The sequence below is a fragment of the Pseudoalteromonas sp. Angola-7 genome (assembly GCF_028599255.1).
Lineage (GTDB): Bacteria > Pseudomonadota > Gammaproteobacteria > Enterobacterales > Alteromonadaceae > Pseudoalteromonas > Pseudoalteromonas atlantica.
Window position 1 is genome coordinate 1 of record NZ_JAQREL010000009.1, and the last position, 25444, is coordinate 25444.

Consider the following 25444-nt stretch of genomic DNA (forward strand, 5'->3'; position numbering starts at 1 on the left):
ATCAGCTATCAGCTATCAGCTATCAGCTATCAGCTATCAGCTATCAGCTATCAGCTATCAGCTATCAGCTATCAGCTATCAGCTATCAGCTATCAGCTATCAGCTATCAGCTATCAGCTATCAGCTAGAAATTTTGCTCATATTAACTTACGTGTCAAGACGAGCTTGTCTTAAACTGACGGCTGACGGCTGACGGCTGACGGCTGACGGCTGACGGCTATAAAAACAAAAAACCCAAGCCGAGGCCTGGGTTTTTAAACAGTTAACTAAAAGAGTTTACTTCTTCTTTTTAACCGCTTTTTTGTTTGGTAAATCAGTGATTGAACCTTCAAAAATTTCAGCTGCAAGGCCAATAGACTCGTTCAATGTTGGGTGAGCATGAATAGTAAGTGCTAAATCTTCACCGTCTGCGCCCATTTCAACTGCTAAGCCGATTTCGCCAAGCATTTCGCCTGCGTTAATACCCACCATAGCACCACCGATTACACGGCCACTGTCTTTATCAAAGATAAGCTTAGTTTGACCTTCTGTACGTGCAGATGCAATTGCGCGACCTGATGCAGCCCACGGGAATACCGCAGTTTCAATGCTTAAGCCTTGCTCTTTTGCTTCTTTCTCAGTCACACCTACCCATGCGATTTCTGGATCAGTGTAGGCAATTGAAGGAATACATTTAGGGTCGAAGAAGTGCTTCTGACCAGAGATAACCTCTGCTGCAACATGGCCTTCGTGTACCGCTTTATGCGCAAGCATAGGTTGGCCAACTAAATCACCAATTGCAAAAATATGGTCTACGTTAGTACGTAATTGCTTATCAACATTAATAAAGCCACGCTCATCAACATTAACACCTGCTTTATCAGCATCAAGTAAGTTACCGTTAGGCGTACGGCCTACAGCAACAAGTACTTTGTCGTAACGTACTGGCTCAGCTGGTGCGTTTTTGCCTTCAAAAGTAACGTATAAGCCATCATCTTTCGCTTCAACGCCAACAACTTTAGTAGAAAGCATAACATTGAATTTTTTGTTTACGTATTTTTGGTAAACCTTGATGATATCTTTATCCGCAGCCGGAACTAACTGATCTGCAAATTCAACTACATCAATATCAGAACCTAGTGCGCGGTAAACCGTACCCATTTCAAGACCGATAATACCACCACCTAATACAAGTAGTTTTTCTGGTACGTCTTTAAGCTCTAATGCGCCAGTTGAATCAATTACACGGTCATCTTCTGGGATGAACGGTAAGCTAACAGGTTTAGAACCCGCAGCAATGATTGCGTTATCAAATGTAATAGTTGTAGTGCCGTCAGCACCTTCAACGTCTAAAGTGTTGCTGCCAGTGAATTTACCGTAACCTGGTACAACTTTAACTTTACGCATCTTAGCCATGCCGTCTAAGCCACCTGTAAGCTGGCCAACAACCGACTCTTTCCAAGAGCGAATTTTGTCTAAATCAATTTGCGGAGCGCCAAAAGTAACACCGTGAGATGACATTTCTGCAGCGTCATCAATCACTTTAGCCACGTGTAAAAGTGCTTTTGAAGGAATACAACCAACATTAAGACATACGCCGCCTAATGTTTCACGCGATTCTACTAATGTAACTTCTAAGCCCAAGTCAGCAGCACGGAAAGCCGCAGAGTAACCACCAGGACCACCGCCTAGTACAACAACTTGAGTTTTTAATTCGTTGCTCATGCTATTACCTTAATTGTTTGAACGGGACACTGCCCTAAAATTTAACTGCCATGTTTCTGCATGGGCAGAAAATCAGAGCAATTCACAAATAGTGCAAAGATTGTATCATTGCATATAGTAAGAATCCCAGCTAAAAACAACTGGCTGGGATTTGATTTTGTTCATATTGTAGCGATTACATCACTAATTGACGTATGTCGCTCATGTAGCTAGCAAGCATTGCGGTAAAGCGTGCAGCTAGAGCACCGTCAATCACACGGTGATCGTACGACATAGAAAGCGGAACCATTAATTTTGGTTCAAAGTCTTTACCATTCCACTTAGGCTTCATTTCAGATTTAGATACACCTAAAATTGCAACCTCTGGTGCATTAACAATCGGCGTAAATGCCGTACCGCCAATACCGCCTAAGCTTGAAATAGTAAAACAGCCGCCTTGCATATCAGATGACGTTAACTTACCTTCACGCGCCTTTTTAGAAATATCCATTAGCTCGCGAGATAATTCAATAATGCCTTTTTTGTCCACATCTTTAAATACTGGAACAACTAAGCCATTTGGCGTATCTACTGCCACACCAATATTGATGTACTTTTTAAGGATAAGGCTTTCACCGTCTTCAGACAATGACGAGTTAAACGTTGGAAACTCAGCAAGTACTTTCGCTACCGCTTTCATCACAAACACAAGTGGTGTGATTTTAACGCCAAGCTTTTTCTTCTCGCTTAACACGTTTTGTTCTTTACGGAACACTTCAAGGCTTGTGATATCAGCTTCGTCAAACTGTGTAACATGTGGAATTTGCACCCAGTTACGGTGTAGGTTTTTACCCGACAGCTTTTGAATACGCGATAGTTTTTTCTCTTCAATTTCACCAAATTTAGCAAAATCTACTTTCGGCCACGGAATTAAGCCAAGCTCACCACCGCCTGCATTGCCTTTACCAGCAGCTAATTGGCCTGATTCAACTTGCTTAACTAGGTTTTTAACATAGTTTTGCACGTCTTCTTTTACTACACGGTTTTTACGCCCTGAGCCTTTAACGTTTGCTAAGTTAATACCAAACTCACGCGCTAAGCGGCGAACAACTGGCGATGCATGGGCATATGCACTGTTGTTTTCAAAACCTTCATCGCTTGCTTTAGCCGCAGGTGCAGCTTGAGCTGGCGCAGACTCGGTTTTTGCTGGTGCAGCCGCTGGCTTTTGCTCAGCCGGGGCTGCTGCTTTTGCTGGCGCACTGCCTGCAACTTCAAAAACAAACACAAGTGAGCCAGTTTTGACTTTATCGCCAGCGGCCACTTTAATTTCTTTAACGGTACCAGCAAACGGGGCTGGTACTTCCATTGCCGCTTTGTCGCCTTCAACGTTTAAGATAGATTGCTCTTCTTCAACCGTATCACCAACAGCAACCATGATTTCAGTTACTTCAACTCCATCATCGCCAATATCAGGCACGTTTACTTCTTTTGTGCTTGGCTCGGCGCTTTGAGTAGTCTCTGCTGGCGCAGATTCTTGCTTTGGCGCATCTGATGCAGGTGCACTTGAGCCAGCTACTTCAAAAACAAACACTAAAGAGCCTGTTTTTACTTTGTCGCCTTCGGCTACTTTAATTTCTTTTACAGTACCGGCAAAAGGAGCTGGTACTTCCATAGATGCTTTATCGCCTTCAACACTTAAAATTGACTGCTCTTCATCTACGCTGTCACCAACAGCGACCATGATTTCTGTTACTTCAACTTCGTCGTCACCAATATCTGGTACGGTTACTTCTTTAGTTGAAGAACCTGAAGCTTCTGCAGGTGCAGACGCCTCAGTTTTAGCTGGCGCTTCTGGCTCACTTTGTGAACCTGACGCTTCGCCTTCAAAAATCATGATTAACGACCCTGTTGTTACAGTGTCGCCTTCGCTTACTTTAATTTCTTTGACTGTACCTGCTTGCGCAGCAGGTACTTCCATTGATGCTTTATCGCCTTCAACGGTTAGTAGCGATTGATCAACATCTACTTTGTCGCCAACGCTTACTAAGATTTCGGTTACTTCTACGTCATCGCCACCGATATCTGGTACATTAATTTCAATACTCATTGCAAACCTCTTATGCGTACAGTGGATTTAGTTTGTTTGTGTCAATGTCGAACTTTTTAATTGCTTCAACAACCACTGACTTTTCAACATCACCACGTTTAGCAAGTTCAGATAACGTAGCAACAACCACGTAGCTTGCATTAACTTCAAAGTGACGACGTAAGTTTTCACGGCTATCAGAGCGTCCGTAACCATCTGTACCAAGCACTTTATAGTTGCTGCTTGGAATAAATGAACGCGCTTGCTCTGCGTAGTTTTTCATGTAGTCGGTCGCAGCAACAGTCACTGAATCGTTTAATACGCTAGTGATGTAAGGCGTTTTTTGCTCGCTTTCTGGGTTAAGCATGTTGAAACGCTCAACGTCTTGACCGTCACGGGTAAGCTCATTGAATGATGTTACTGAGTAAACATCAGAAGCAATACCGTACTCTTCGCTTAAAATGGCTGCAGCTTTGCGCACTTCAGTCATAATAGTACCTGAGCTTAATAGCTGTACGTTGGCTTTTTTACCTTCGTAGCTTTCAAGCTTGTAAATACCTTTACGAATACCTTCTTCAGCGCCTTCTGGCATTGCTGGTTGATGGTAGTTTTCGTTCATAAGCGTTAGGTAGTAGTAAATGTTTTCTTGGTTTTCACCGTACATACGACGAATACCATCTTGAATAATTACCGCTACTTCAAATGCGTACGTTGGGTCGTAAGAAATACAGTTAGGAACCGTATTTGCAAGAATATGGCTGTGACCATCTTCGTGCTGTAGACCTTCACCATTTAGCGTAGTACGACCTGCTGTTGCACCTAATAAGAAACCACGTGCTTGCTGGTCACCCGCCATCCATGCCATGTCGCCAACACGTTGGAAACCAAACATAGAGTAGTAAATGTAGAATGGGATCATAGGTAAATCGTTAGTGCTGTAAGATGTTGCAGCAGCTACCCATGACGACATTGCACCTAGCTCGTTAATACCCTCTTGAAGTACTTGGCCTGATGTAGCTTCTTTGTAGTAAGAAACAATATCGCGGTCTTGAGGGGTGTAGTTTTGGCCATGTGGATTGTAAATACCGATTTGACGGAATAAACCTTCCATACCAAATGTACGTGCTTCATCAGCAATAATTGGCACAATGTTTTTGCCAATGCCTTTGTCTTTTAGTAACACGTTAAGTGCACGTACAAAGCCCATTGTGGTAGAAATATCACGTTTTTGCTCTTCAAGTAGCGGCTTAAACGCGTCTACTTCTGGCAGTTTTAGCTCTTCAGTAAACTTAGGAATACGTGTAGGTGTGTAACCTTTAAGTGCATCACGGCGTGCGTGTAAGTACTTGTATTCTTCTGAACCTTCTTCAAGCGTTAAGTATGGAAGATCTTTAATTTGCTCTTCTGATACTAAATCTTGTAGGCCTAAACGGTCACGTAAGTGTTCAACATGGCTCATGTCCATTTTTTTCACTTGGTGCGCAATGTTTTTACCTTCAGCCGCTTCACCCATGCCGTAACCTTTTACAGTTTTAGCAAGAATTACGGTAGGACGGTCGTTTGTTTGCTCAGCTTTTTTAAATGCAGCATACAGTTTTGATGGCTCATGACCACCACGCTTAAGCGCAAAAATTTCGTCATCAGTCATATCTGCAACAAGTGCAGCTGTTTCTGGGTAACGGCCAAAGAAATGCTCACGTACGTACGCGCCATCTTTCGCTTTATATGTTTGGTAATCACCATCAATTGTTTCGTTCATCAATTGTAGTAATTTACCTGATGTATCTTTAGCCAGCAGAATATCCCATCCGCTGCCCCATACAACTTTAATTACGTTCCAACCAGCGCCTTTAAATAGGCCTTCTAGTTCTTGAATAATTTTACCGTTACCCATTACTGGGCCATCTAAACGCTGTAAGTTACAGTTAATTAAGTAACATAGGTTGTCTAGCTTTTCACGTGCAGCAAAAGAGATTGCGCCGCGTGATTCTGGCTCATCCATTTCACCGTCACCTAAAAACGCGTATACACGTTGGTTTTTAGTGTCTTTTAAGCCACGGCCGTCTAGGTATTTTAAAAAGCGTGCTTGGTAAATAGACGCAATTGGACCTAAGCCCATAGATACCGTTGGGAACTGCCAAAATTCAGGCATTAATTTAGGATGCGGGTATGACGGTAAACCTTTACCATCTACTTCTTGACGGAAGTTATCAAGCTGTTCAGCCGTAAGACGACCTTCAACAAATGCACGCGCATATATCCCCGGAGAAATATGACCTTGGTAGTAAACTAAGTCACCGCCGTCGACCTCATTTGGCGCTTTGAAAAAGTGGTTAAAACACACTTCATAAAACGCAGCTGATGATTGGTAAGACGCCATATGGCCGCCTAAGTCGAGATCTTTTTTCGATGCACGTAATACAATCATGATTGCATTCCAACGAATAATCGAACGAATACGACGCTCAAGGTTTACATCCCCTGGGTACGCCGGTTCTTGATCTACTGGAATAGTATTAACGTAGTTAGTTGTTGTGCCAGTTGGCATATCAACGCCGTCTAAACGGGCTTGCTCTAACACTTGCTCAAGTAAATACTGAGCTCGTTCAACACCTTCTTCGCGCACAACTGATTCAAGAGCTTGTAACCACTCTTGTGTTTCTAGCGCGTCTACGTCAATTTTATTGACTTCAGACATATGGAGGTTTCCTTATGTTTAAAATACGAATGTTGTTAATTTAATACCACGTATACCTAATTTAGTGTGTTCTAAGTACAGCGTATTAGCTTAATTTTGTTTTGTGCGTCTTAAACTACGTTCAATTCGCGAATGCTCTTTACCCGCTTCAAGTAATGCTTCTTCAATAAAGGCTAAATGGGCATTACTTGCTAGTCGGGCTTGTTCTGGATTGCCCTCAATTACGGCATCCATTAATAAGCGCCGGTGCTGGGCTAATTGATTGCTAATATCTGGTTTTTTTAATAAAACCGTTAAGTTTTGCAATACATTTTGCTCCAGTAGCGCTTGCATGCCTCGCACTAAGTGAAGTAAAACCACGTTGTGTGAGGCTTCGGCTACACTAAAGTGAAACGCATTAATTGCTTTGGCTTTTAATTGTAAATCGTTATTAACTTGAGCAATTTTATCAAAGCTTTGTTTAACCTTGGTAAAATCGGTGCTGGTACCACGAAGCGCCGCATAATATGCAGCAATCCCTTCAAGTGCATGACGAAATTCAAGTAAATCGAACTGTGATTCAGGATGCTTACTGATCAAATCAAACAGCGGATCAGTGAGTCCCTCTTCAAGCTGATTTTTTACAAACGTGCCACCGCCTTGCCTGCGAGTGACCAATCCTTTTGCTTCTAGCTTTTGGATAGCTTCACGCAGTGAGGGGCGAGACACCTCAAACTGTTTTGCTAGTTCGCGCTCTGGCGGCAGTTTTTCACCTGGCGCTAATGAGCCCTCAAGAATCATATTCTCAAGTTGCTGTAAAATAACATCAGATAATTTTGCTGCTTTAATCTTTAAAGACATTAATCAACGTCCACGTTGCATAAATACTAAAAAGCCTAATTTTTAAGGCCTAGAGCTTGACGATTTACCCAAAAGGTAAATTGGTCATACCAAAAATTTTCAATAAGGTATCAAAAAGGCAAATCACTGTCAATTTACGGGTTATTTGAGCAATTAGAGTAGCGTAACGCATTTTGAACGAAGTTCAAACAATGCACAATTGAGGTTGTTTTATTCAAACGTTAACAAGATGAAAACAAATGGTCTGACCAGAGCTAATTAGAATATTCACTCTAGTTGAAATTATTGAAGAAATTAATTTTTGAATCAAAGAAGGTCGTAGCAGCGGGTTTACCCCGCGACCAACAGCCTCACCGCGATACTCACCCTAAGCGAGGTACACCTTGCGCGATATAAAATCGCGACTACGATAAACCGCCAAATAAAGTAAGCAGTGCAATAAGTACTAAATAAAAAAGCACGTTGCGTTTAACTAATTTAATCATACAAGTGGCTTCAATAGCACATCCGTAATAACGCTGCTCTACTTGCTCAGCCGCAAGCGCTGTACACGTAACTACTTTGCGGTTTGACGTTTTAAAATCCAATACATAATGCAACCAGCAGCTTGTACCTTTATTAAAGTTACCAATAACTAAGTAGCCAAAGCTTGCAACACGCGCTGGTAGCCAATCTAGCCAAAATAATAATTTGTGCAGCAGCGTAAAACGATTTGCAAACACCACTTTATGGTTTTCTTTGACTAAATCGGCCAACGTACGCACTATTGCATACAACACGGCTCCTGGGGCGCCAAGCATTACAAACCAAAAAATAACGGCGCAATAAAATCTAAAATTAATCCACGCTAAAGTTTGCCCAAATGTTTCTCCGCCCTCTTCATCCTCTAGGTGTTTTTGCCCCATTTGTAGTGCGTATAATGAGGCCGCGGTTTTATCATCCCGCGTTAGTGCATTTAAATACGACTTATATAAAGCGCGGTGCTTAGCACAACCAAAACAAACCAATAAAACCGCAACATTTATAGCTAACTGCCACAGTACAAAGTCAGAAAGTACATATATAAGCGCAACAGCCACTACCGGCAAAACTAACCAAATTAAAAAGCCAATTGCCGAGCTAAACAATCCGTTTTCACTAAGTAATTTACCCGAGCGATTTAAATAACCATTAACGTAATGGCTTATTTGCCAATACTGTGAGCGCGCACCTAAACGCTCAAGTATTAGTGCAATAATTATAGAAACTAAAATCATGATAGCGACTCACTTAATTTGCTTGTTCTAGCCTGCTTATATAAGCAGGCCAATTAAAACTTTCCCCAGGGTCGGTTTTTCGCCCAGGTGCTATATCGCAATGCCCTACTACTCTCTTAGTGGTTATAAGCGGGTAACGGGTCATAATTGCCTTTGTTAGATTATGTAAGCTGGTGTACTGCGCCTGAGTGTAAGGTGTGGTATCTCTACCTTCAAGCTCAATACCTATACTAAAATTATTACATGCGCTTTGCCCTTCATATTCAGATTGCCCGGCATGCCACGCACGTTTATTAAATGGCACATATTGAATAATCTCGCCAGTACGTTTTATAAAACAGTGCGCTGACACTCTAAGCCCATTTAAATCACAAAAACTGGGGTGCGCATTACAGTCAATCTCACCCATAAACAGTGCATCAACGTATTCGGTGCCAAATTGCCCAGCCGGCAAGGAAATATTATGAATTACCAACAGCGAAATATCGGTATTTTCAGGGCGCTCATCAAAATGCGTACACGGCCGCTGTGTTATATTAGCGACAACTCCGCTTGAATCTATCTGCATTATTTTAATACCACGGTATACATAAACTTGATGCTAAAGGATTTATATAAAGAATGATAGCCATTGCGGCTAGCTAACATTCAGCTGCTAGTATTACTTTTAGCAGCCATGCTATATATGTAGGTGTAATAACCCCTGCTCATTTAAAAGCACTTCTATTAGTTATTTAAACATAGTAAAATTTGCTTAATTTATTAACACTTATGAGCCTTCATATGTCAATTTCGCACACGCTTATTACTCAACTTGTCACCCTCGCCTTAGATGAAGATCTAAATTATCAATCAGCACAAGACGGCGACATTACCGCGCAGCTTATTCCACAAAACGAGCACGCAAATGCTAAAGTAATTACCCGCGAAGACTGCGTTTTTTGCGGTAAAGACATCATTATAGAAGTGTTTAAGCAAGTAGATCCAAGCGTTGAAGTAAACGTATTAGTAAATGATGGCGACTTTGTGCCAGCAAATAGCACCTTATTTACAGCTAAAGGTTCTGCCCGCGCTATTTTAACTGCAGAGCGTACCGCGCTTAACTTTGTACAAACGCTTTCGGGTACCGCAACCACAACTGCAAATTATGTAAAAGAGCTTAGCGGCACCACAACCCAACTGCTCGATACCCGTAAAACAATACCAGGACTCAGAGCTCTGCAAAAATACGCTGTTAAATGCGGCGGCGGTGCAAATCATCGTATAGGCTTATTTGATGCGTTTTTAATTAAAGAAAACCACATAGCAGCGTGTGGCGGAATTGATAAAGCAGTCGCACAAGCCAAGCAAAACCACCCTACAAAACCCGTAGAAGTAGAGGTTGAATCGTTAAGTGAACTTGAGCAGGCTATTGATGCCGGCGCCGACATAATCATGCTCGATAATTTTAGCGTTGAACAAATTCAGCAAGCTGTGGCCACTACTAATAAGCGCGCTAAATTAGAGGTTTCTGGCAATATGACGCTAGAAACGCTTAAAACTTACTCGCAGGCAGGTGTAGACTTCATCTCCAGCGGCGCACTTACAAAAAATTTACAATCAATCGATTTATCGATGCGTTTTGTATAAAAGCACGACAACAATTTAGTTTTATTGATGCTAATTAATTGACAAAACGCATGAAAAGACTTTTAATAATCCAAAAGGCTTACTTTGTAACATTTTGTTAAATAAAGTATCCTTTTTAGAAAATTTTGTGTGCTTTAAGCATAAAAAAAGTGTTAGACTAACCCTGTTGTATTACTTCCTTGAAAAATATAGTAATAAGTAACTGCTTTTTGTTTTAATCTTCAAAAAATACCTAAAAGATTAAAGCAAATGGTCAGTATGTTTCCTATATTTAGTCTACTTTGTGTTTAGGTAGCCTACGCAAGTTGCAACATAATGAACTCACATTTAGCTTTTGTGTTTCATACCTAAGGCTAAAAGTACGTGAAAATTTATTTTTAAGTAAATCTGTAAAGTTAATCAGGTAAATTAAACTTGGCATTTTCGCCACTAGCCTGTCTACCTTACAAAACATTATCCTTTAGGAGAGGAAACATGAAAACAATGACTCAAAAACAACAGGGTTTCACCCTAATCGAATTAATGATTGTTGTAGCAATCATCGGTATTCTTGCCGCAGTAGCATTGCCTGCGTACTCAAATTACCAAGCCACATCAAAACTAACAGCTGGTTTAGGTGAGATATCAGCTGGCCGAACTGGTTTTGAAATAGCAAAAAACAACGGTGAATCTGGAGCTCCAGGGGTTACAGATATTGGTTTAAGTGCGTCAACTCAAAACTGTAGTATATCTACAACAGCTACAACTATTGTTTGTAATATACAAAATGCACCCACGCAAATTTCAAGCGCTGTTTTAACTTGGACTAGAAGCGCCGAAGGCACTTGGACATGTGCAACCAGCGGTATTCCAGCAGCGAACAAAGATTTAGCACCTAAAAGCTGCCCACAATCTTAATGCTTTATTAATTAAAAAAGCGCCTCTGCTGGCGCTTTTTTAATGCGTAAAATTGGCAATAATGAATAAAGTAAATCAGTTCAAAAAATTAACCATCAGCTTGCTCTTTCTCTGCACACTAACATCTTTTATACCAATAACTTCATACGATTATCATAACCACCAACGAATTATTCAAATAACTTTCTTTCTTAGCGTAAGCTTTCTCGTTATTACTGCTTTTATCTCTAATAAGAAACCTGTTATGAGATCATTGGATAAAAAAAGTTACTTGTTATTCATTATATTTATCTCTTTTGGTTATTTATCATCATTAATGAGTCAGGAGCAAAGCTTTAGCTTGCTTTATACATTTCATATGAGTTTACTTATTGTATGTATGTACTATGTAAGTACCATAAGTGATAAGAAATCTATTTTATTTATCATTTATGCATTATTAATATCCCACACAAGCTTAGTATTAATCTGTTTGCTCAATATCATTTTTACACTTTCTGATCAGCAACCACTAAACCCTTACATAATATATTCTGGCTTTATCAATATCCGCTTTTTTAATCAGGTACAGGTCTTTATTCTTCCTTTTTTAATACTACTTCTGAAATTTAAGAATATTCAACGCATCGTATTCATAGTTTTATTTTTAAACCTGTTACTCATATTTATTGGTCAAGCCCGTGGCGCTTTGCTCTCTTTTTTAACCTTCTCGGTGTTAGCCCTTATATTAAAAACCTCTTTAAAAAAGCAAATACTAACAGGGTTAGCTTGCCTAGTTGTAAGTTATATTAGTTTTTATGTACTGGATTCACTTAATCAAGGAGGTGCTGAAATACTTCGTACAAGCTCATCAGGACGAATTGACTTGTGGCAGAATACGTTATCCAATTTAACTTGGAAGAACTTACTAATAGGAAATGGTCCCGGGGTATTTGAAATGTCGCTGGGAAGCTCTGCACCCTTTAGCCATCCACATAACTCATTAATTGAAATTTTGAATGAATGGGGTGGAATTGCTCTTATATGTATTGTTGTGTTGGTATTTACAATGCTAAAAAAAGCATTTAAACACCTAAAAAAACATAAAAATGATATAGTTACAGAAGGTATTTTTTATTCCTTTACTATAGGTTTAACCTATTCGCTATTCTCTGGTGTGCACGTGATGCCTGTTTCACAGACTTTATTATTTATTATGTGGGGCTTACTAATTGGCAGGGTTTATAAGAAGAAAAACCAGCCACTTTCTATTAATATGTATGTAAAATTTTTTTTAGCATGTGTATTTATTCTCGGATGGGCATTCTACTTACAAAAAGCAATAGAAATTTATAATAATATAGACCCTGATAAAGGCTATATATACGGCCCACGGTTTTGGTCTGTTGGCCAGCGTTTTTGACAAAACATATTTTCTACCAAGAATCATTAGTTTAAGTTATGCTTATGATGATTATAAATCTTTAACCCGAATAAAACTGAGTACTTCCAATGGCAAAAAAACAAGAAGATAAAGGCCTTGATACCTTTCAATGGGTAGGCGTAAGTGCACGAGGGAAAAAACTTGAAGGGGAACTAACAGGCTCTAGTGTTGCCCTAGTTAAAGCCCAGCTTAGAAAACAAGGTATCACCCCATCAAAAGTTAAGCGCAAGCCTAAGCCGTTATTTGGCATACAAAGTGTTCAAAAAATTATTCCTAAAGATATTGCGTTAGTTACACGCCAAATTGCCACTATGTTAATGGCCGGCGTTCCATTAATTCAAGCCATTGAAATGATTGGCTCAGGTTCCACCAACAAAAGTGTTGGTAAGTTAATGGAAACAATTGGCGATGAAGTTAAAGCAGGTCAACCTCTCTCACAAGCACTTAGAAAACACCCTCGCTATTTTGATGATTTGTATTGTGATTTAGTGGCATCGGGTGAGCAATCGGGTGCGCTTGATAAAATATTTGACCGTGTCGCTTTATATAAAGAGAAATCTGAAGCGCTTAAATCAAAAATTAAAAAAGCGATGTTTTACCCTATTTCAGTGTTAGTTATAGCTGGTATTGTTACGTCTATATTGCTTATTTTTGTAGTACCTCAGTTTCAAGATATATTTGCAGGATTTGGCGCACAACTACCTGCCTTTACCTTATTTGTTATTGGTATATCTGAATTTATGCAGGAATATTGGTGGGTAATTTTAATAGCCATTGTTGGCTTTGGTTACGCATTTAAAGAAGCCAAGATCAGAAGTTTAAAACTTAGAGATGCAACAGACCGGGCTATATTAAAACTCCCTGTAATTGGTATGATTTTAAATAAAGCCGCTGTTGCACGATATGCCCGTACGCTTTCGACCACCTTTGCTGCAGGTGTACCCCTTGTTGATGCGCTAGATTCTGCAGCAGGTGCATCCGGCAACGCTGTGTATCGCTATGCTATTTTAGACATTAAAGCAGAGGTGAGCTCGGGTAATCAAATGAACTGGGCGATGCGTAACTCTAAAATATTCCCTGATATGGTTATTCAAATGGTGGCCATTGGTGAAGAGTCTGGCTCGCTAGATGGCATGCTAGCCAAAGTAGCAACAATTTACGAGCAAGAAGTTGATGATGCAGTTGATGGCTTATCTAGCTTATTAGAGCCGCTTATTATGGCTGTACTTGGTGTGCTTGTAGGTGGCTTAATTGTTGCCATGTACTTGCCAATTTTCCAGTTAGGCTCTGTAATTTAAAAACATAGCTGTAAGCTGTAAGCTGTAAGCTGTAAGCTGTAAGCAAAATTTCAAACGCTAATTAATAGCTTGCAAGATAAAATGAATAGTAAGAACTATTCAACACAGTAAAATAAAATTGGCCTATAAATGGCCTGAAGTTAGGTATTTTAATGGAAAATCTTTTTCTTGATATAACCACTGCGATGCAAAGTCAGCAGTGGTTTTATTTAACCACGGTTGGCTTAGTCAGTTTATGTGTAGGCAGCTTTTTAAATGTAGTTATTTATCGATTGCCGTTAATGATGCAGCGAGAATGGCAAAGTGAATGTAGGTTATTATTAGAAGATGAACTAACAGCCAAACCTACACAAGCCAGTAACAGTGAGTCATTTAATTTAGTAAAACCTAATTCTACCTGCCCTAAATGCAAAACCACGATTAAGCCTTGGCAGAATATCCCTATTATTAGTTGGATTGTGCTTAAAGGTAAATGCGCTAATTGCAGTAACCCAATATCAGCGCGTTACCCGATAGTTGAAGCCATTACCGCACTATTAAGTTTAGTTATTGCCTACAGCTTTGGCGCTACTGAGCACGCCCTTTTATATATTTTTGTAACCTGGATTTTAGTGGCGCTCACCTTTATTGATATTGACCACATGCTACTGCCCGATCAGCTCACTTTGCCTTTAGTATGGCTTGCGCTTATAGCCGCTGTAATGGGTATAACAATAAGCCCAGGCGATGCGATAGTAGGGGCCGCATGCGGCTATTTAAGCCTGTGGAGTGTATTTTGGTTATTTAAGCTATTAACCGGTAAAGAAGGCATGGGCTATGGCGATTTTAAGTTACTGGCCGTATTTGGCGCACTGCTTGGCTGGCAGTCACTATTAACCATTATTTTGCTTTCAAGCGTGGTGGGCGCCATTATTGGTATTGCCCTTCTAAGCATACAAGGTAAAGACAAAGCAACCCCTATCCCATTTGGCCCCTACTTAGCCATCGCTGGTTGGATAACACTGCTGTGGGGCGCTCAAATTCAAGCTGCGTATTTTAATTTAATTGGTTATTAGTATGAATAAACCAGCAACTAAAATAAACAATTGGGTATTGGGTTTAACAGGCGGTATTGGCTGCGGTAAAACGGCTGTTAGTAATATGTTTGAAGAACTGGGTATTTGCGTTGTTGATGCCGATATTATTGCTCGCCAAGTAGTAGCCCCTAACAGCACAGGGCTAAATGCAATTATTGAACACTTTGGCGAGGGTATTTTACTACCCGATGGCACATTAAACAGAGCAGCACTGCGCACTAAAATATTTACCAACAATGATGATAAAGAGTGGCTTAACGCACTATTACACCCGCTTATTCGGGGAAAAATACTTACCGATTTAAATAATGCAAGCAGTGCCTATGTTGTATTAGTTGCACCATTATTGTTTGAAAATAAACTTAATAAATACTGCAACCGTACTTTATTAATTGATGTACCACAGACTGTGCAGATTGAACGTACTATAAAACGCGACAATATTAGCCTTGAGCAAGTAAATAGCATTATAGCGTCACAAATGCCACGGGAAGAAAAACAACAAAAAGCCGATGATATTCTAAATAATGACCGCGATTTACAGCTTGTTCATGCAGAACTTGTTGTTCTTCATAAAAATTACCTACAATATGCAGTATAAAATACAACTAATGCCCCTTAATGCGGTCATAACAACATAAACTCGTAATTTGGTTAGCAAAAAAGGTGTTGATAAGCACAACGAATTTAATCACCTGCTTTTTTCTGATAAATTGTTAACTATTGAAGGACTAAAATAGGTGCGCAATGAATATTAACTCACCGTTATTGAGAAAATTTATAACGCTTGGCCGCATTGATGCCGATACCGTAAAAGCAAAACAGCAAGAGTTTGCCTCAACCGCTGAGCTTATATCTAAATGTGGAAAAATTGACAGCAACGACTTAGCTGAACAATGTATAGACTTATTTCGCGTACCGTATTTTGATTTAAAAGACTTCGACCCTGCACAAATCCCCGAAGACTTAGTTAAAGAAAAGCTAATACGTAAACACCACATTTTACCGCTGGTTCAAAAAGGTAGAAAAGTATACATTGCCGCCTCAGATCCGACTGACTACGGTGCCTTTGAAAACTTTGAATTTAGCACCGGCTTATCGTGCGAAATAGTCGTGGTTGACTATATTCAGCTAGATAACAAAATTGAGCAACTACTTGATGCTGCAGGCAGCTTAGATTTAAGCGCCGATGAATTTAAAGAGTTTGCCGACCTAGATAGTGAAGGCCCTAAAGAAACCACACCTAAAGATGATGATAAAGACGATGCGCCAATCATTGTTTATATCAATAAAATTTTAATGGATGCCATTAAAAAAGGCGCTTCTGATTTACACTTTGAACCTTACGAGCACAAATACCGTATTCGCTTTCGTATTGACGGTATTTTGCATGAAGTTGCCAACCCACCAAATACATTAGCAAGTAAGCTATCGGCGCGTATCAAAGTAATGTCGAGGCTCGATATTGCTGAAAAACGTAAACCACAAGATGGCCGTATTAAATTAAAAATTACAGAGCGTAAAAGCATCGATTTTCGTGTAAGTACTATGCCTACGTTATGGGGCGAAAAAATAGTAATGCGTATTCTTGATTCATCAAGCGCCATGCTAGGTATTGACGTATTAGGTTACGATGAGGATCAAAAAAAGCTCTACATGGATGCGCTTGGGCAACCACAAGGCATGATACTAGTTACCGGCCCAACGGGCTCTGGTAAAACCGTATCGCTTTATACCGGTTTAAATATACTTAACCAGCCAGAGCGTAACATTAGTACCGCCGAGGATCCGGTTGAGATAAACCTTGAAGGGGTTAACCAAGTACAAATTAACCCTAAAGCCGAAATGACCTTTGCTAACGCCCTGCGTGCCTTTTTACGTCAAGATCCAGATGTAGTGATGGTAGGTGAAATACGTGACCTAGAAACCGCAGAAATTTCAATTAAAGCGGCGCAAACGGGTCACTTAGTGTTATCAACACTACATACCAACTCAGCGCCCGAAACCATAACACGTTTATTAAATATGGGCGTGCCTGCGTATAACGTGGCAAGCTCTATAAGTTTGATTATTGCCCAGCGCTTAGCTAGGCGTTTATGCCCTAAGTGTAAAACTCCAGAAACACTGCCAGCAGAAGAATTGGCTCGTCAAGGATTTAGCACAACACAAATTGAAGATATGACACTATACGCACCCAAAGGCTGCGAAAATTGCACCGATGGTTACAAAGGCCGTGTGGGTATTTACGAAGTAATGCAAATTACCCCTGAAATTGCACAAATTATTATGCGCGGTGGCAACTCGCTCGAAATCGCAGAGGTATCGCTACAAGCTGGGTTTAATAACTTGCGATTATCGGGTTTACGAAAAGCCGCCGATGGTTTAACGTCTCTGGCTGAAATTAATCGCGTAACCAATATGTAAAAGTGATAGCCCTAATTAGGGCTAAAACACATTGTAGAGAGTAAAGTATGCCAACAATTGTTAACTGTCCAACCTGTAAAAACAAAGTTGAATGGTCACAGCAAAGCCCACACCGTCCTTTTTGTTCTAAGCGCTGTCAGCTTATTGATTTAGGTGAATGGTCTTTTGAGAACAATAAAATATCAACGCCTATTTCCTCGGCTAACCAAATTAGCCAAGATATGATTGAAGATATTGAAGAGATGATGGCTAAAAACGATGACGACTTTTTTAAATAAACGTTTTTCACCCTCTTAAACGACAAAAGCCAGCATTAAGCTGGCTTTTTAGTGTTTAATCTATAAATTAGTCTCTTTGCTTACGGTGTTTTTTACCCATACGCTTTTGCATTTTTGCAAACTTTTCTTGCTGCTCTGCGTTAAGTACCTGCATTACTTGATGCTGTGTTTTTAGCTTAATTAAGCCAAACTCAGTGCCTTTTTCGTGGCGTGCAGCTAATAGCTCTTTTGCAGCGTTTTCGTCAAATGTTGGTGCGCTAAGTAAAGCATCCATTTTCTCTTTTTGAGCCTTACGCTGTGCTTTACGGGCTTCTTTATCATCGCCGCGCACTGCTTTCATCTGTGTTTTTTGCGCTTCAAAAATAGCTTCAAGCTTAGTTTGCTGTTCTTGCGTTAAATCAAGCTTGTCGGCACCGCGCTCAGATAATAAAAAACGCGCTTGAGAATGGCCTTGCTTATCGTGCATGCCGCCTTTTGCTAATACGCTACCGGCGCCAAGTGTAGCCGTTGCTAGACCACAAATAAGTACTAATTTTGAAAGTGTATTTACTTTAGTCATAATCATCACCTTAATATTGGATGGATTGAATTTGGTTGTGACTGCTAAGTCAGTGAGTTAACTATACATCTTGCAACGCAAAGTAACGCAAAGTAACGCAAAGCAGTGTAAAGGTTGTGTAAAGATTCACTTTTGCACAATTTAAGAAGTAAAATAACCATATAGAAATTGCCTAAGGGTTTGAAATGAAGCTATTAATGATTGATGACGACACAGGTTTGTGCGAACTACTTACTGAATATTTAGCCGCGCAAGGTTTTGACGTACAAAGCGTTCACGATGGTGAGCAAGGCTTAAAGCTTGCTCTATCAAATGACTACGCGCTGATATTGCTTGATGTCATGCTCCCCACCCTTGATGGTTTTGAGGTACTTAAACAACTTAGGCAAACAAAGCTAACACCAGTTATTATGCTCACTGCAAAAGGCGAAGACTTTGATCGCATTTTTGGCTTAGAGCTAGGCGCAGACGATTACATACCCAAACCATTTAATCACCGCGAGTTACTTGCCCGTGTAAAAGCTATTACCCGTCGTATAGAGCACATAAATAGCCTAAACGTTGCAACGCCTAGCAAAATGAATATAAATGGCATTACGGTTAATCTGGCAGCCCGAGAGGCCGCTATTAACGAGCACACCCTCACGCTTACTGGCACAGAGTACGAAGTACTGGTGTTACTAATTAAAAACGCCGGCGAAGTTGTTAGTAAAGAGCAAATAAGTGAAGAAGTATTAGGCAGGCGCTTAGCTTCGTTCGACCGCTCAATTGATATGCACGTTAGCAATATTCGTAAAAAAATAGCTGAGCATATTCAAGGCGAGCGAATAAAAACAATGCGAGGAACAGGCTATGTCTTCATCCAAGGTGAGTAACAAACATTACTTTGCATGGCTAAAGCACCCTCGGCATTATTTATTTTTTAAAATATTTATTTGGTTTTGGCTAACAATAACAGGCACGGTGGCTGCGCTTATATTCTTAAGCAACATTACGGCAATTAATGCAGTAAGCACCGAGCCTTTGCGTGGGCCAATGAAAAAAAACCTAATTTATACTGCCAAAAGCATTGAGCGAAGCGCCACTAAGCACAAACGCACCCTTGCTGATGTTTTATCGCACCCTAGGCTTTCAAAACGAAAGATTTTATTTTTAGGCGCAGCACAACCCGAAGACGCATTAAGCAATAAAGAGATCCCCGCTGAAATAGATTTAAACTTACTTAGCTTTAGTCAAAACTTGGCGCCACAGGTCATTTTTACCGAAAAATACCAAGCTTTCGGCCCTGTTAATATTAGCGTGCCAGAGGGGCAGTTTTACCTCTACGAAATAGACATTAATCACCAACCTCCTTTGCTCATGCGCTTTAAGTTAATGCCGAATTGGATGAAAGTACTCGTAGCTATTTTTGCCTCTTTAATCCTGAGTTTTATTTTTAGTCGCAATTTAATCGCCCCAATTAACAGCCTTAAAAAAGCAGCTATAAAGCTTTCATCAGGCGATTTATCAGCGCGAGTTGCCATACCTGCAAGCAGAAAAGACGAGTTAGGAGTACTTGGGCGCGACTTTAACAGCATGGCTAATCAGCTTGAGCAACTTATTAGTGCCCAAAAGCGCTTACTGGCTGATATATCTCACGAGTTACGCTCCCCGCTTACGCGTTTAAAAATGGCAACGGGGCTTGCACAAATGCAAGCCAACGAGGCAAGCCAATCGTATTTATTACGTATAGAAAAAGAAGCAAACCAGCTTGATAAAATGATTGCCGACGTGCTGCAAGTGTCGCGTTTAGAAGCGCAAAGCCAAACACTGTCACTACAAAAGCAATCGTTAAAAGATATAGTAGAGCACGTATTAAACGATGCGCAGTTTGAAGCCAAGCAAAATACTAAAACACTTACTTTTAGTGGCAATGCCGATGTAATGCTAAGCTGCGATGAATCATTAATTGCCAGCGCACTCGAAAACCTATTACGTAACGCAATAAAGTACGCGCACAGCAACATTAGCTTTAACGTACACTATAACAACCAAATCTATATAGAGATTTGCGACGATGGCCCTGGCGTTCCAAATGAGAAACTGAGCAAGCTTTGTGAGCCCTTTTTTAGGCAATCTGATGCTCGCGACAGAGTAAGTGGCGGCACAGGGCTTGGCTTAGCTATCGCTAAAAATGCTATTATTGCCCACGGCGGTAGTTTAGCGCTATCTAATAAAGAAAAAGGCGGGCTTTGTGCCAATATCACCCTGCCACTAATTAAAGAGTAAGCATGTTTTACAGTACCGAATCAGCGCTTGAAAGTAACCAAGCACGCATTAATCACTTTTACGAAAATGTACTTAATAAAAACTATTTTAATGCATCTGAAGGTAAACTGTTTTTTGCTTACGCAGTGCCAGAAACAGCTAACACTGCCATAGTAATTAGCTCTGGGCGCATAGAAGGGCTTGAAAAATACAAAGAGCTACTGTGGGAGCTTTACACTAATAACTATGCGGTATTTATAGCCGACCACCAAGGGCAAGGCCGCTCGTATCGATCGTTAAAAAATAAGCACAAGGGTTATGTAAAACGCTTTAGTGACTACAGTGCCGACTTAGATTTATTTAACCAACATATTGTAAATAAACACTGGCAAGGCAAAAAAATATTATTAGCCCACTCTATGGGCGGCGCTATAGCGTACGATTATTTTGCAAATTACCCGCATACTTTCAGCGGCGCGTTTTTATCTGCGCCCATGTTTGATATTTACACTAAAGGTATTCCTAAACCGGTAGCTAAATTTATAGCCAGCGCCGCCACTAAGCTCGGTTTTGGCTACAGTTATGCGCTAGGGCAAAACGATTACAACCCAGAAGAATTTGCGATTAATACCTTAACCAGCAGCCAAGTGCGGTACAACCTATTTAGGCTCACTTATCAACAACAGCCACTTTTACAGTTAGGCGGCGTGACTTATGGCTGGTTAAATGCAAGCTTTGCTTTTATGTCTGCCGTGGATACCCACACAATCAACCTCCCTATTTTTATTGCCAGCGCACAAACCGATGAAGTGGTTGATAACAACGCGCAACAAAAGCTCGTAAATAGGCTCCCTAATGCCGAGCTGCAAAGCTTTGCAGGGGCTAAACACGAGTTATTGTTTGAACGCGACGAAATTAGAAAACCTGTGCTTATGCGCTTGTATCAGTTTTGTTCTTCGTTTGATACTTAGGTACGACCGAGAGCGGATCTAGATGAATTAAAATATCAACCTCAGAGTCAAAGCGCTCGGCAAGCGCCTTTTCTACATCGTCAGCCACATTGTGGGCACGTATTAAACTTAAATGATCATCAAGCTCTAAGTGCATTTGCATAAACTTAATTTTACCGCCTTGACGAGTGCGAATATCATGTACACCGTGTACATCTTTATGTGCGTTAGCAATATCTAAAATACTTTGCTTTTCATCATCTGGGAGTTCTTTATCCATAAGATGATCGGCACTCTCACACGCAATATCCCAACTGTTATAAAGTAAGTAACCGGCAACGCCTATGGCAAACAGCGGATCTGCGTATAACACCCCATAATACGAGAGCAAAATAGCAAGTAATACCGCGGCGTTTAAAATTAAATCCCCTTTGTAATGCACCGAGTCTGCTTTAATAGCAATGGATTCGGTATGCTTAACCACTTTGATCTGAAAAAACACAATCACTAACGTACAAGCAATAGCAAATATACTCACCCACACACCTAACAGTGAATGACTAAGCACAATTGGGTTAAATAATCGCTCAATACCGTGAAACGCCAATAAACACCCCGACCCTGCTATAAACGCAGCCTGGCCAAGTCCGGCTAGGGCTTCTGCTTTGCCATGACCAAAACGGTGATCGTCATCTGCAGGGCGCAGTGCATACCCTAGCACTAAAAAGCTCATGGCCGTGGCGGTAATATCCATTAATGAATCGGTTAATGAGCCAAGCATAGAAGCTGAACCCGATGCCAACCATGCCCAGGTTTTAGCGGCTATCATTAAGCTAACCATAACCATGGTAACTATGCTTGATGTTTTAACCCAAAATTCGTAACTACGGTGATGCACGTTAATATTCACTACTTGCGGTATTCAATGGCGGGAGTATATCATTTTTTTTACCGGTTTCGTGTATACTGCCATTCGTCAAATTATAGATTAATAGAAAGGCGCATTATGCTGGATATCGTTTTATATCAACCTGAAATTCCACCAAATACAGGAAATATCATACGCTTGTGTGCAAACACAGGTTACTCATTGCATTTAATTGAGCCATTAGGTTTTGAGTGGGACGATAAGCGAGTAAAACGTGCCGGGCTAGATTACCACGAGTTTAGTAACGTACAGCGCCATGCCTCGTTTGAAGCCTACCTTGAAAAGTGCCAACCTAAAAAAGTGTATGCATGCACTACTAAAGGCAGCCAGTTTCATCACGAAGCCAGTTATGAAGCCGGTGATTGCTTGGTATTTGGGCCAGAAACTCGCGGTCTCCCCGATGAGATGATTCAAGCGCTACCTAACGATCAGCGTGTGCGCATTCCTATGCAGCCCAATAGCCGTAGTATGAACTTATCTAACGCTGTGGCGGTATTCGTTTATGAATCATGGCGCCAGCTAGGCTTTCCTAACGCGCAATAAGCACCTTGTACCAAACAATAAAAAAACCGACATAGCGTCGGTTTTTTTAATAGCAAAGCATGTTCATGCTTTTAATAAAGTGGGCATTATATGCTCACTTTATTCAGCGCGCTGCTCTCGGCCTAATAGTGCCATGGCGGCTTCTTTCATATCTTTATTTTCATAAAGTACTTTATAAATTTGCTCAGTAATAGGCATTTCTACACCGGCGCGTTGTGCTAATAAATACACTTCTTTTGTGTTTCTAAAGCCTTCAACAACTTGCCCGATGGACTCAATAGCAGCATCAACCCCTTCACCTTTACCTAATGCCAAACCAAAGCGACGGTTGCGCGATTGATTGTCGGTACATGTTAAGATTAAATCGCCAAGTCCGGCCATACCCATAAAGGTTTCTTGCTTTGCACCTAAGGCACACCCTAAGCGCGTTAGCTCAGCTAAGCCGCGAGTGATCAGTGCAGTACGTGCATTAGCACCAAAGCCCACCCCATCAGACATACCAGCACCAATGGCTATTACGTTTTTAACCGCGCCACCTAACTGAATGCCAATAAAGTCATCGTTGTTATACACGCGGAACGAGCGCCCACAATGGAGTAAATCTGCAAGTTGTTGCGCAAACTCCGTTGAGGTAGACGACACCGATATAGCAGTAGGTAGCCCCATTGCCATTTCTTTTGCAAAGGTTGGGCCTGATAAAACCGCAAGCGGCATCTCATCACCTAGTTCCTGCAGGGCCACCTCTTGTAACAAGCGACCAGTATTTGGCTCAAGCCCTTTTGTTGCCCACGCAACTTGCGCACCTTCAACCAGCGCAGGTTTAATTTGCTGCAATGTATCTGCAAAGGCATGGCTTGGCACAACCACAAGTACAATGGCACTGCTGGCTACGGCTTGTTGTAAATCGGCTTGTAATAAAAGAGTGTCGGGGAATGGTACATCAGGAAGGTAACGTTGATTTTTCCGCTCAGCTGCAAGCGTGGCAACGTCGTCGCTATTGCGACCCCAAAGTGTCACTTGGTGACCATTTCGGGCTAAGCAAATAGCAAGAGCGGTGCCGTAAGACCCCGCTCCTAATACAGTAACAGCTGAAGTTGCTGTACTCATAAATTATGCGTCTGCTGAAACCTGCTCAGCTTGCGCAGTACGTTGTTGCATGTATTGTGCAAATAACGCATCAAAGTTCACTGGCGCAAGGTTAAGCTGTGGGAAAGTACCACGGTTAACAAGATTAGATACGGCTTCACGCGCGTATGGGAATAACACGTTAGGGCAGTATGCACCTAGCATATGTGCTAGTTGTACTTCTTCAAGCTCACCAACTGTAAAAATACCGGCTTGCTGAATTTCACATAAAAACGCAGTTTCTTCACCAATAGAAGCAGTAACCGTTAATGCTAAAACCACTTCAAACACACCTTCGTCTAGCTTATTAGAGCGCGTGTCTAGGTCTAGCTTAACTTCTGGCGTCCATTCTTTTTGAAAAATCGCAGGTGAGTTAGGCGTTTCAAACGATACATCTTTAGTGTAAATACGTTGAATAGTAAATTGTGCGCCACCTTCTTGTGCTGCTGCGTTTTGATTTTCTTCGTTCATTGTGCTTCCTACGTGTTAGTTTTTATAATTAAAATTAAGCATTTAGCTTAGCGTCAAGTTTACCTTGCGCTTCAATAGCCATCATGTCGTCGCAGCCACCGATATGTTCATCATTAATAAAAATTTGCGGTACTGTGCTTGCACCACCTGCTTTAGCAATCATTTCATCGCGAAGCTCTGGTTGAACACCAATATCAATATTTGTGTACTCAACGCCTTTACTGTTTAAAAGTGCAAGAGCACGTTGGCAAAATGGACAGTACGCTTTGGTGTATAAAACAACATTACTCATAATAAATCCTCTATCGGTACTACTAAACTGATTAGCGACCTGTTGTAGTTGGAAGGCTGGCAGATTGCCACGACCCCATACCACCTGATAATACATAAACCGATTCAAAGCCTGCTTTATGCATTGCATTAGCAATACCTTGAGCAGTCATGCCTGTGGCACATACTAGTATAATGGGTTTGCTCTTGTGCTTTTCAAGGCTTGAAAAGTCAGATTGTTTTGCTTTTTCAGGGCTTAAGTGTTCAGCACCCGCAATACGACCTGCGTTAAATTCTTTTTGAGCACGAATATCAACTACTTTGCCATCTTCACGATTAATAAGAAGTGTTAATTGCTGTGGGTTTATTTCTCTCACTGCTGAAAACTTGCTCTTTATCCAGCCGCTTACAATAAGGAATACAAGACCAACCCAAGCTAGGCTTAAAATAGGATGATTTGTAATAAATTCAATATATTGATCCATTCTACTTCCACTATGAAATTATGTTCTAAATCTAGGGGCGTGTTGGCCTTTGTGGATTGAAATTTGTTCAATCTAGAGGCGATTAAATCGCGGCGCGAGATTTGTAACCTAGTGGGCTAAGTAAAAACCGAGCAAAGCTTCCGCGTCCTGCTCACGCCCTTACCTACATCCATGTAGGCAACAAAAAGGTAATAGTCCCTAGAAAGAACCCAATGGGCAGCGCATGTTTGGTATTTATGCTACGTTATCGCCTATTTATGGGGAATAACCACACTTCA

At 40.9% G+C, this 25444-nt stretch carries 24 protein-coding genes; 12 read left to right on the top strand and 12 right to left on the bottom strand.

All coding sequences use genetic code 11. From position 1 onward, the window contains the following. Positions 1 to 276 precede the first annotated feature (276 nt). From lpdA to ampD, 6 genes are all read right to left on the bottom strand, one after another. Positions 277 to 1704 (bottom strand): dihydrolipoyl dehydrogenase, encoded by a 1428-nt coding sequence (lpdA, locus tag PSH50_RS12795; protein ID WP_054983299.1) that lies wholly within the window; start codon positions 1702 to 1704, stop codon positions 277 to 279. Positions 1705 to 1879: 175 nt separating this feature from the next. Continuing rightward, positions 1880 to 3790, bottom strand: a complete 1911-nt coding sequence (gene aceF, locus PSH50_RS12800; protein WP_273609707.1) for a pyruvate dehydrogenase complex dihydrolipoyllysine-residue acetyltransferase — start codon at positions 3788 to 3790, stop codon at positions 1880 to 1882. 10 nt (positions 3791 to 3800) lie between these two features. Continuing rightward, the gene (aceE, locus tag PSH50_RS12805) at positions 3801 to 6467 is read right to left on the bottom strand and encodes a pyruvate dehydrogenase (acetyl-transferring), homodimeric type (RefSeq protein ID WP_024031395.1); all 2667 of its coding nucleotides are present in this window, start codon (positions 6465 to 6467) and stop codon (positions 3801 to 3803) included. Positions 6468 to 6557: 90 nt separating this feature from the next. Further along, a complete protein-coding gene (gene pdhR, locus PSH50_RS12810) occupies positions 6558 to 7307 on the bottom strand; it encodes a pyruvate dehydrogenase complex transcriptional repressor PdhR (RefSeq protein WP_004588597.1) in 750 nt (249 codons plus the stop codon). Positions 7308 to 7711: 404 nt separating this feature from the next. Next, on the bottom strand, positions 7712 to 8563 hold the full coding sequence (gene ampE / locus PSH50_RS12815; RefSeq protein WP_273609708.1) for a beta-lactamase regulator AmpE: 852 nt from the start codon (positions 8561 to 8563) through the stop codon (positions 7712 to 7714). A 13-nt stretch (positions 8564 to 8576) separates the two neighbouring features. Further along, on the bottom strand, positions 8577 to 9131 hold the full coding sequence (gene ampD, locus PSH50_RS12820; protein WP_273609709.1) for a 1,6-anhydro-N-acetylmuramyl-L-alanine amidase AmpD: 555 nt from the start codon (positions 9129 to 9131) through the stop codon (positions 8577 to 8579). Positions 9132 to 9346: 215 nt separating this feature from the next. On the opposite strand from ampD, the gene nadC reads away from it, so the two are divergent. From nadC to yacG, 8 genes are all read left to right on the top strand, one after another. Further along, the gene (nadC, locus tag PSH50_RS12825; RefSeq protein WP_273609710.1) at positions 9347 to 10192 is read left to right on the top strand and encodes a carboxylating nicotinate-nucleotide diphosphorylase; all 846 of its coding nucleotides are present in this window, start codon (positions 9347 to 9349) and stop codon (positions 10190 to 10192) included. Between the two features lie 474 nt (positions 10193 to 10666). Next, complete coding sequence (locus PSH50_RS12830) at positions 10667 to 11089, top strand: pilin (RefSeq protein ID WP_273609711.1); 423 nt, start codon at positions 10667 to 10669, stop codon at positions 11087 to 11089. A 61-nt stretch (positions 11090 to 11150) separates the two neighbouring features. Continuing rightward, positions 11151 to 12491, top strand: coding sequence for an O-antigen ligase (locus PSH50_RS12835; RefSeq protein WP_273609712.1), 1341 nt, complete (start codon positions 11151 to 11153; stop codon positions 12489 to 12491). 89 nt (positions 12492 to 12580) lie between these two features. Beyond that, the gene (locus tag PSH50_RS12840) at positions 12581 to 13810 is read left to right on the top strand and encodes a type II secretion system F family protein (RefSeq protein WP_273609713.1); all 1230 of its coding nucleotides are present in this window, start codon (positions 12581 to 12583) and stop codon (positions 13808 to 13810) included. A 152-nt stretch (positions 13811 to 13962) separates the two neighbouring features. Continuing rightward, positions 13963 to 14865 carry an A24 family peptidase gene (locus tag PSH50_RS12845; protein ID WP_273609714.1) on the top strand — a complete coding sequence of 301 codons (903 nt, stop codon included), beginning with the start codon at positions 13963 to 13965 and terminating at the stop codon, positions 14863 to 14865. A 1-nt stretch (position 14866) separates the two neighbouring features. After that, positions 14867 to 15487: a dephospho-CoA kinase gene (coaE, locus tag PSH50_RS12850; RefSeq protein WP_273609715.1), complete on the top strand. Its 621-nt coding sequence runs from the start codon at positions 14867 to 14869 to the stop codon at positions 15485 to 15487. A 146-nt stretch (positions 15488 to 15633) separates the two neighbouring features. Continuing rightward, positions 15634 to 17310: a type IV-A pilus assembly ATPase PilB gene (pilB, locus tag PSH50_RS12855; protein WP_273609716.1), complete on the top strand. Its 1677-nt coding sequence runs from the start codon at positions 15634 to 15636 to the stop codon at positions 17308 to 17310. A 47-nt stretch (positions 17311 to 17357) separates the two neighbouring features. Then, entirely contained in the window at positions 17358 to 17588 is a 231-nt protein-coding gene (gene yacG, locus PSH50_RS12860) for a DNA gyrase inhibitor YacG (RefSeq protein WP_004588606.1), read from the top strand. Between the two features lie 67 nt (positions 17589 to 17655). Here the strand turns inward: yacG and PSH50_RS12865 are convergent, their stop codons facing one another. Continuing rightward, positions 17656 to 18147 (bottom strand): Spy/CpxP family protein refolding chaperone, encoded by a 492-nt coding sequence (locus PSH50_RS12865; RefSeq protein WP_029773363.1) that lies wholly within the window; start codon positions 18145 to 18147, stop codon positions 17656 to 17658. 185 nt (positions 18148 to 18332) lie between these two features. Here PSH50_RS12865 and PSH50_RS12870 point away from each other — a divergent pair, with 185 nt between their 5' ends. Genes PSH50_RS12870 through PSH50_RS12880 form a run of 3 tightly spaced genes read left to right on the top strand, consistent with a single transcriptional unit; the run spans position 18333 to position 21365 of the window. Beyond that, positions 18333 to 19022, top strand: coding sequence for a response regulator (locus tag PSH50_RS12870; RefSeq protein ID WP_004588608.1), 690 nt, complete (start codon positions 18333 to 18335; stop codon positions 19020 to 19022). Next, on the top strand, positions 19000 to 20415 hold the full coding sequence (locus PSH50_RS12875) for an ATP-binding protein (RefSeq protein ID WP_273587505.1): 1416 nt from the start codon (positions 19000 to 19002) through the stop codon (positions 20413 to 20415). Before PSH50_RS12870 ends, PSH50_RS12875 begins: the two co-directional genes overlap by 23 nt. Before the next feature lie 2 nt (positions 20416 to 20417). Further along, a complete protein-coding gene (locus tag PSH50_RS12880) occupies positions 20418 to 21365 on the top strand; it encodes an alpha/beta fold hydrolase (protein WP_273587506.1) in 948 nt (315 codons plus the stop codon). Here the strand turns inward: PSH50_RS12880 and PSH50_RS12885 are convergent. After that, positions 21325 to 22242: a cation diffusion facilitator family transporter gene (locus tag PSH50_RS12885; RefSeq protein WP_029773365.1), complete on the bottom strand. Its 918-nt coding sequence runs from the start codon at positions 22240 to 22242 to the stop codon at positions 21325 to 21327. The genes PSH50_RS12880 and PSH50_RS12885 overlap by 41 nt on opposite strands. A 108-nt stretch (positions 22243 to 22350) precedes the next feature. Here PSH50_RS12885 and trmL point away from each other — a divergent pair, with 108 nt between their 5' ends. Further along, complete coding sequence (gene trmL / locus PSH50_RS12890) at positions 22351 to 22815, top strand: tRNA (uridine(34)/cytosine(34)/5-carboxymethylaminomethyluridine(34)-2'-O)-methyltransferase TrmL (protein WP_029773366.1); 465 nt, start codon at positions 22351 to 22353, stop codon at positions 22813 to 22815. A gap of 99 nt (positions 22816 to 22914) precedes the next feature. Here trmL and gpsA read toward each other — a convergent pair whose 3' ends face one another. From gpsA to PSH50_RS12910, 4 genes are read right to left on the bottom strand one after another with little or no spacing between them, the layout of a single operon-like run. Further along, on the bottom strand, positions 22915 to 23922 hold the full coding sequence (gpsA, locus tag PSH50_RS12895; RefSeq protein ID WP_024031407.1) for an NAD(P)H-dependent glycerol-3-phosphate dehydrogenase: 1008 nt from the start codon (positions 23920 to 23922) through the stop codon (positions 22915 to 22917). Between the two features lie 3 nt (positions 23923 to 23925). Further along, positions 23926 to 24411 carry a protein-export chaperone SecB gene (gene secB, locus PSH50_RS12900; protein ID WP_004588614.1) on the bottom strand — a complete coding sequence of 162 codons (486 nt, stop codon included), beginning with the start codon at positions 24409 to 24411 and terminating at the stop codon, positions 23926 to 23928. Positions 24412 to 24445: 34 nt separating this feature from the next. After that, the gene (grxC, locus tag PSH50_RS12905; protein ID WP_004588615.1) at positions 24446 to 24703 is read right to left on the bottom strand and encodes a glutaredoxin 3; all 258 of its coding nucleotides are present in this window, start codon (positions 24701 to 24703) and stop codon (positions 24446 to 24448) included. A 31-nt stretch (positions 24704 to 24734) separates the two neighbouring features. Beyond that, on the bottom strand, positions 24735 to 25166 hold the full coding sequence (locus PSH50_RS12910) for a rhodanese-like domain-containing protein (protein WP_004588616.1): 432 nt from the start codon (positions 25164 to 25166) through the stop codon (positions 24735 to 24737). Between the last annotated feature and the right edge of the window lie 278 nt (positions 25167 to 25444).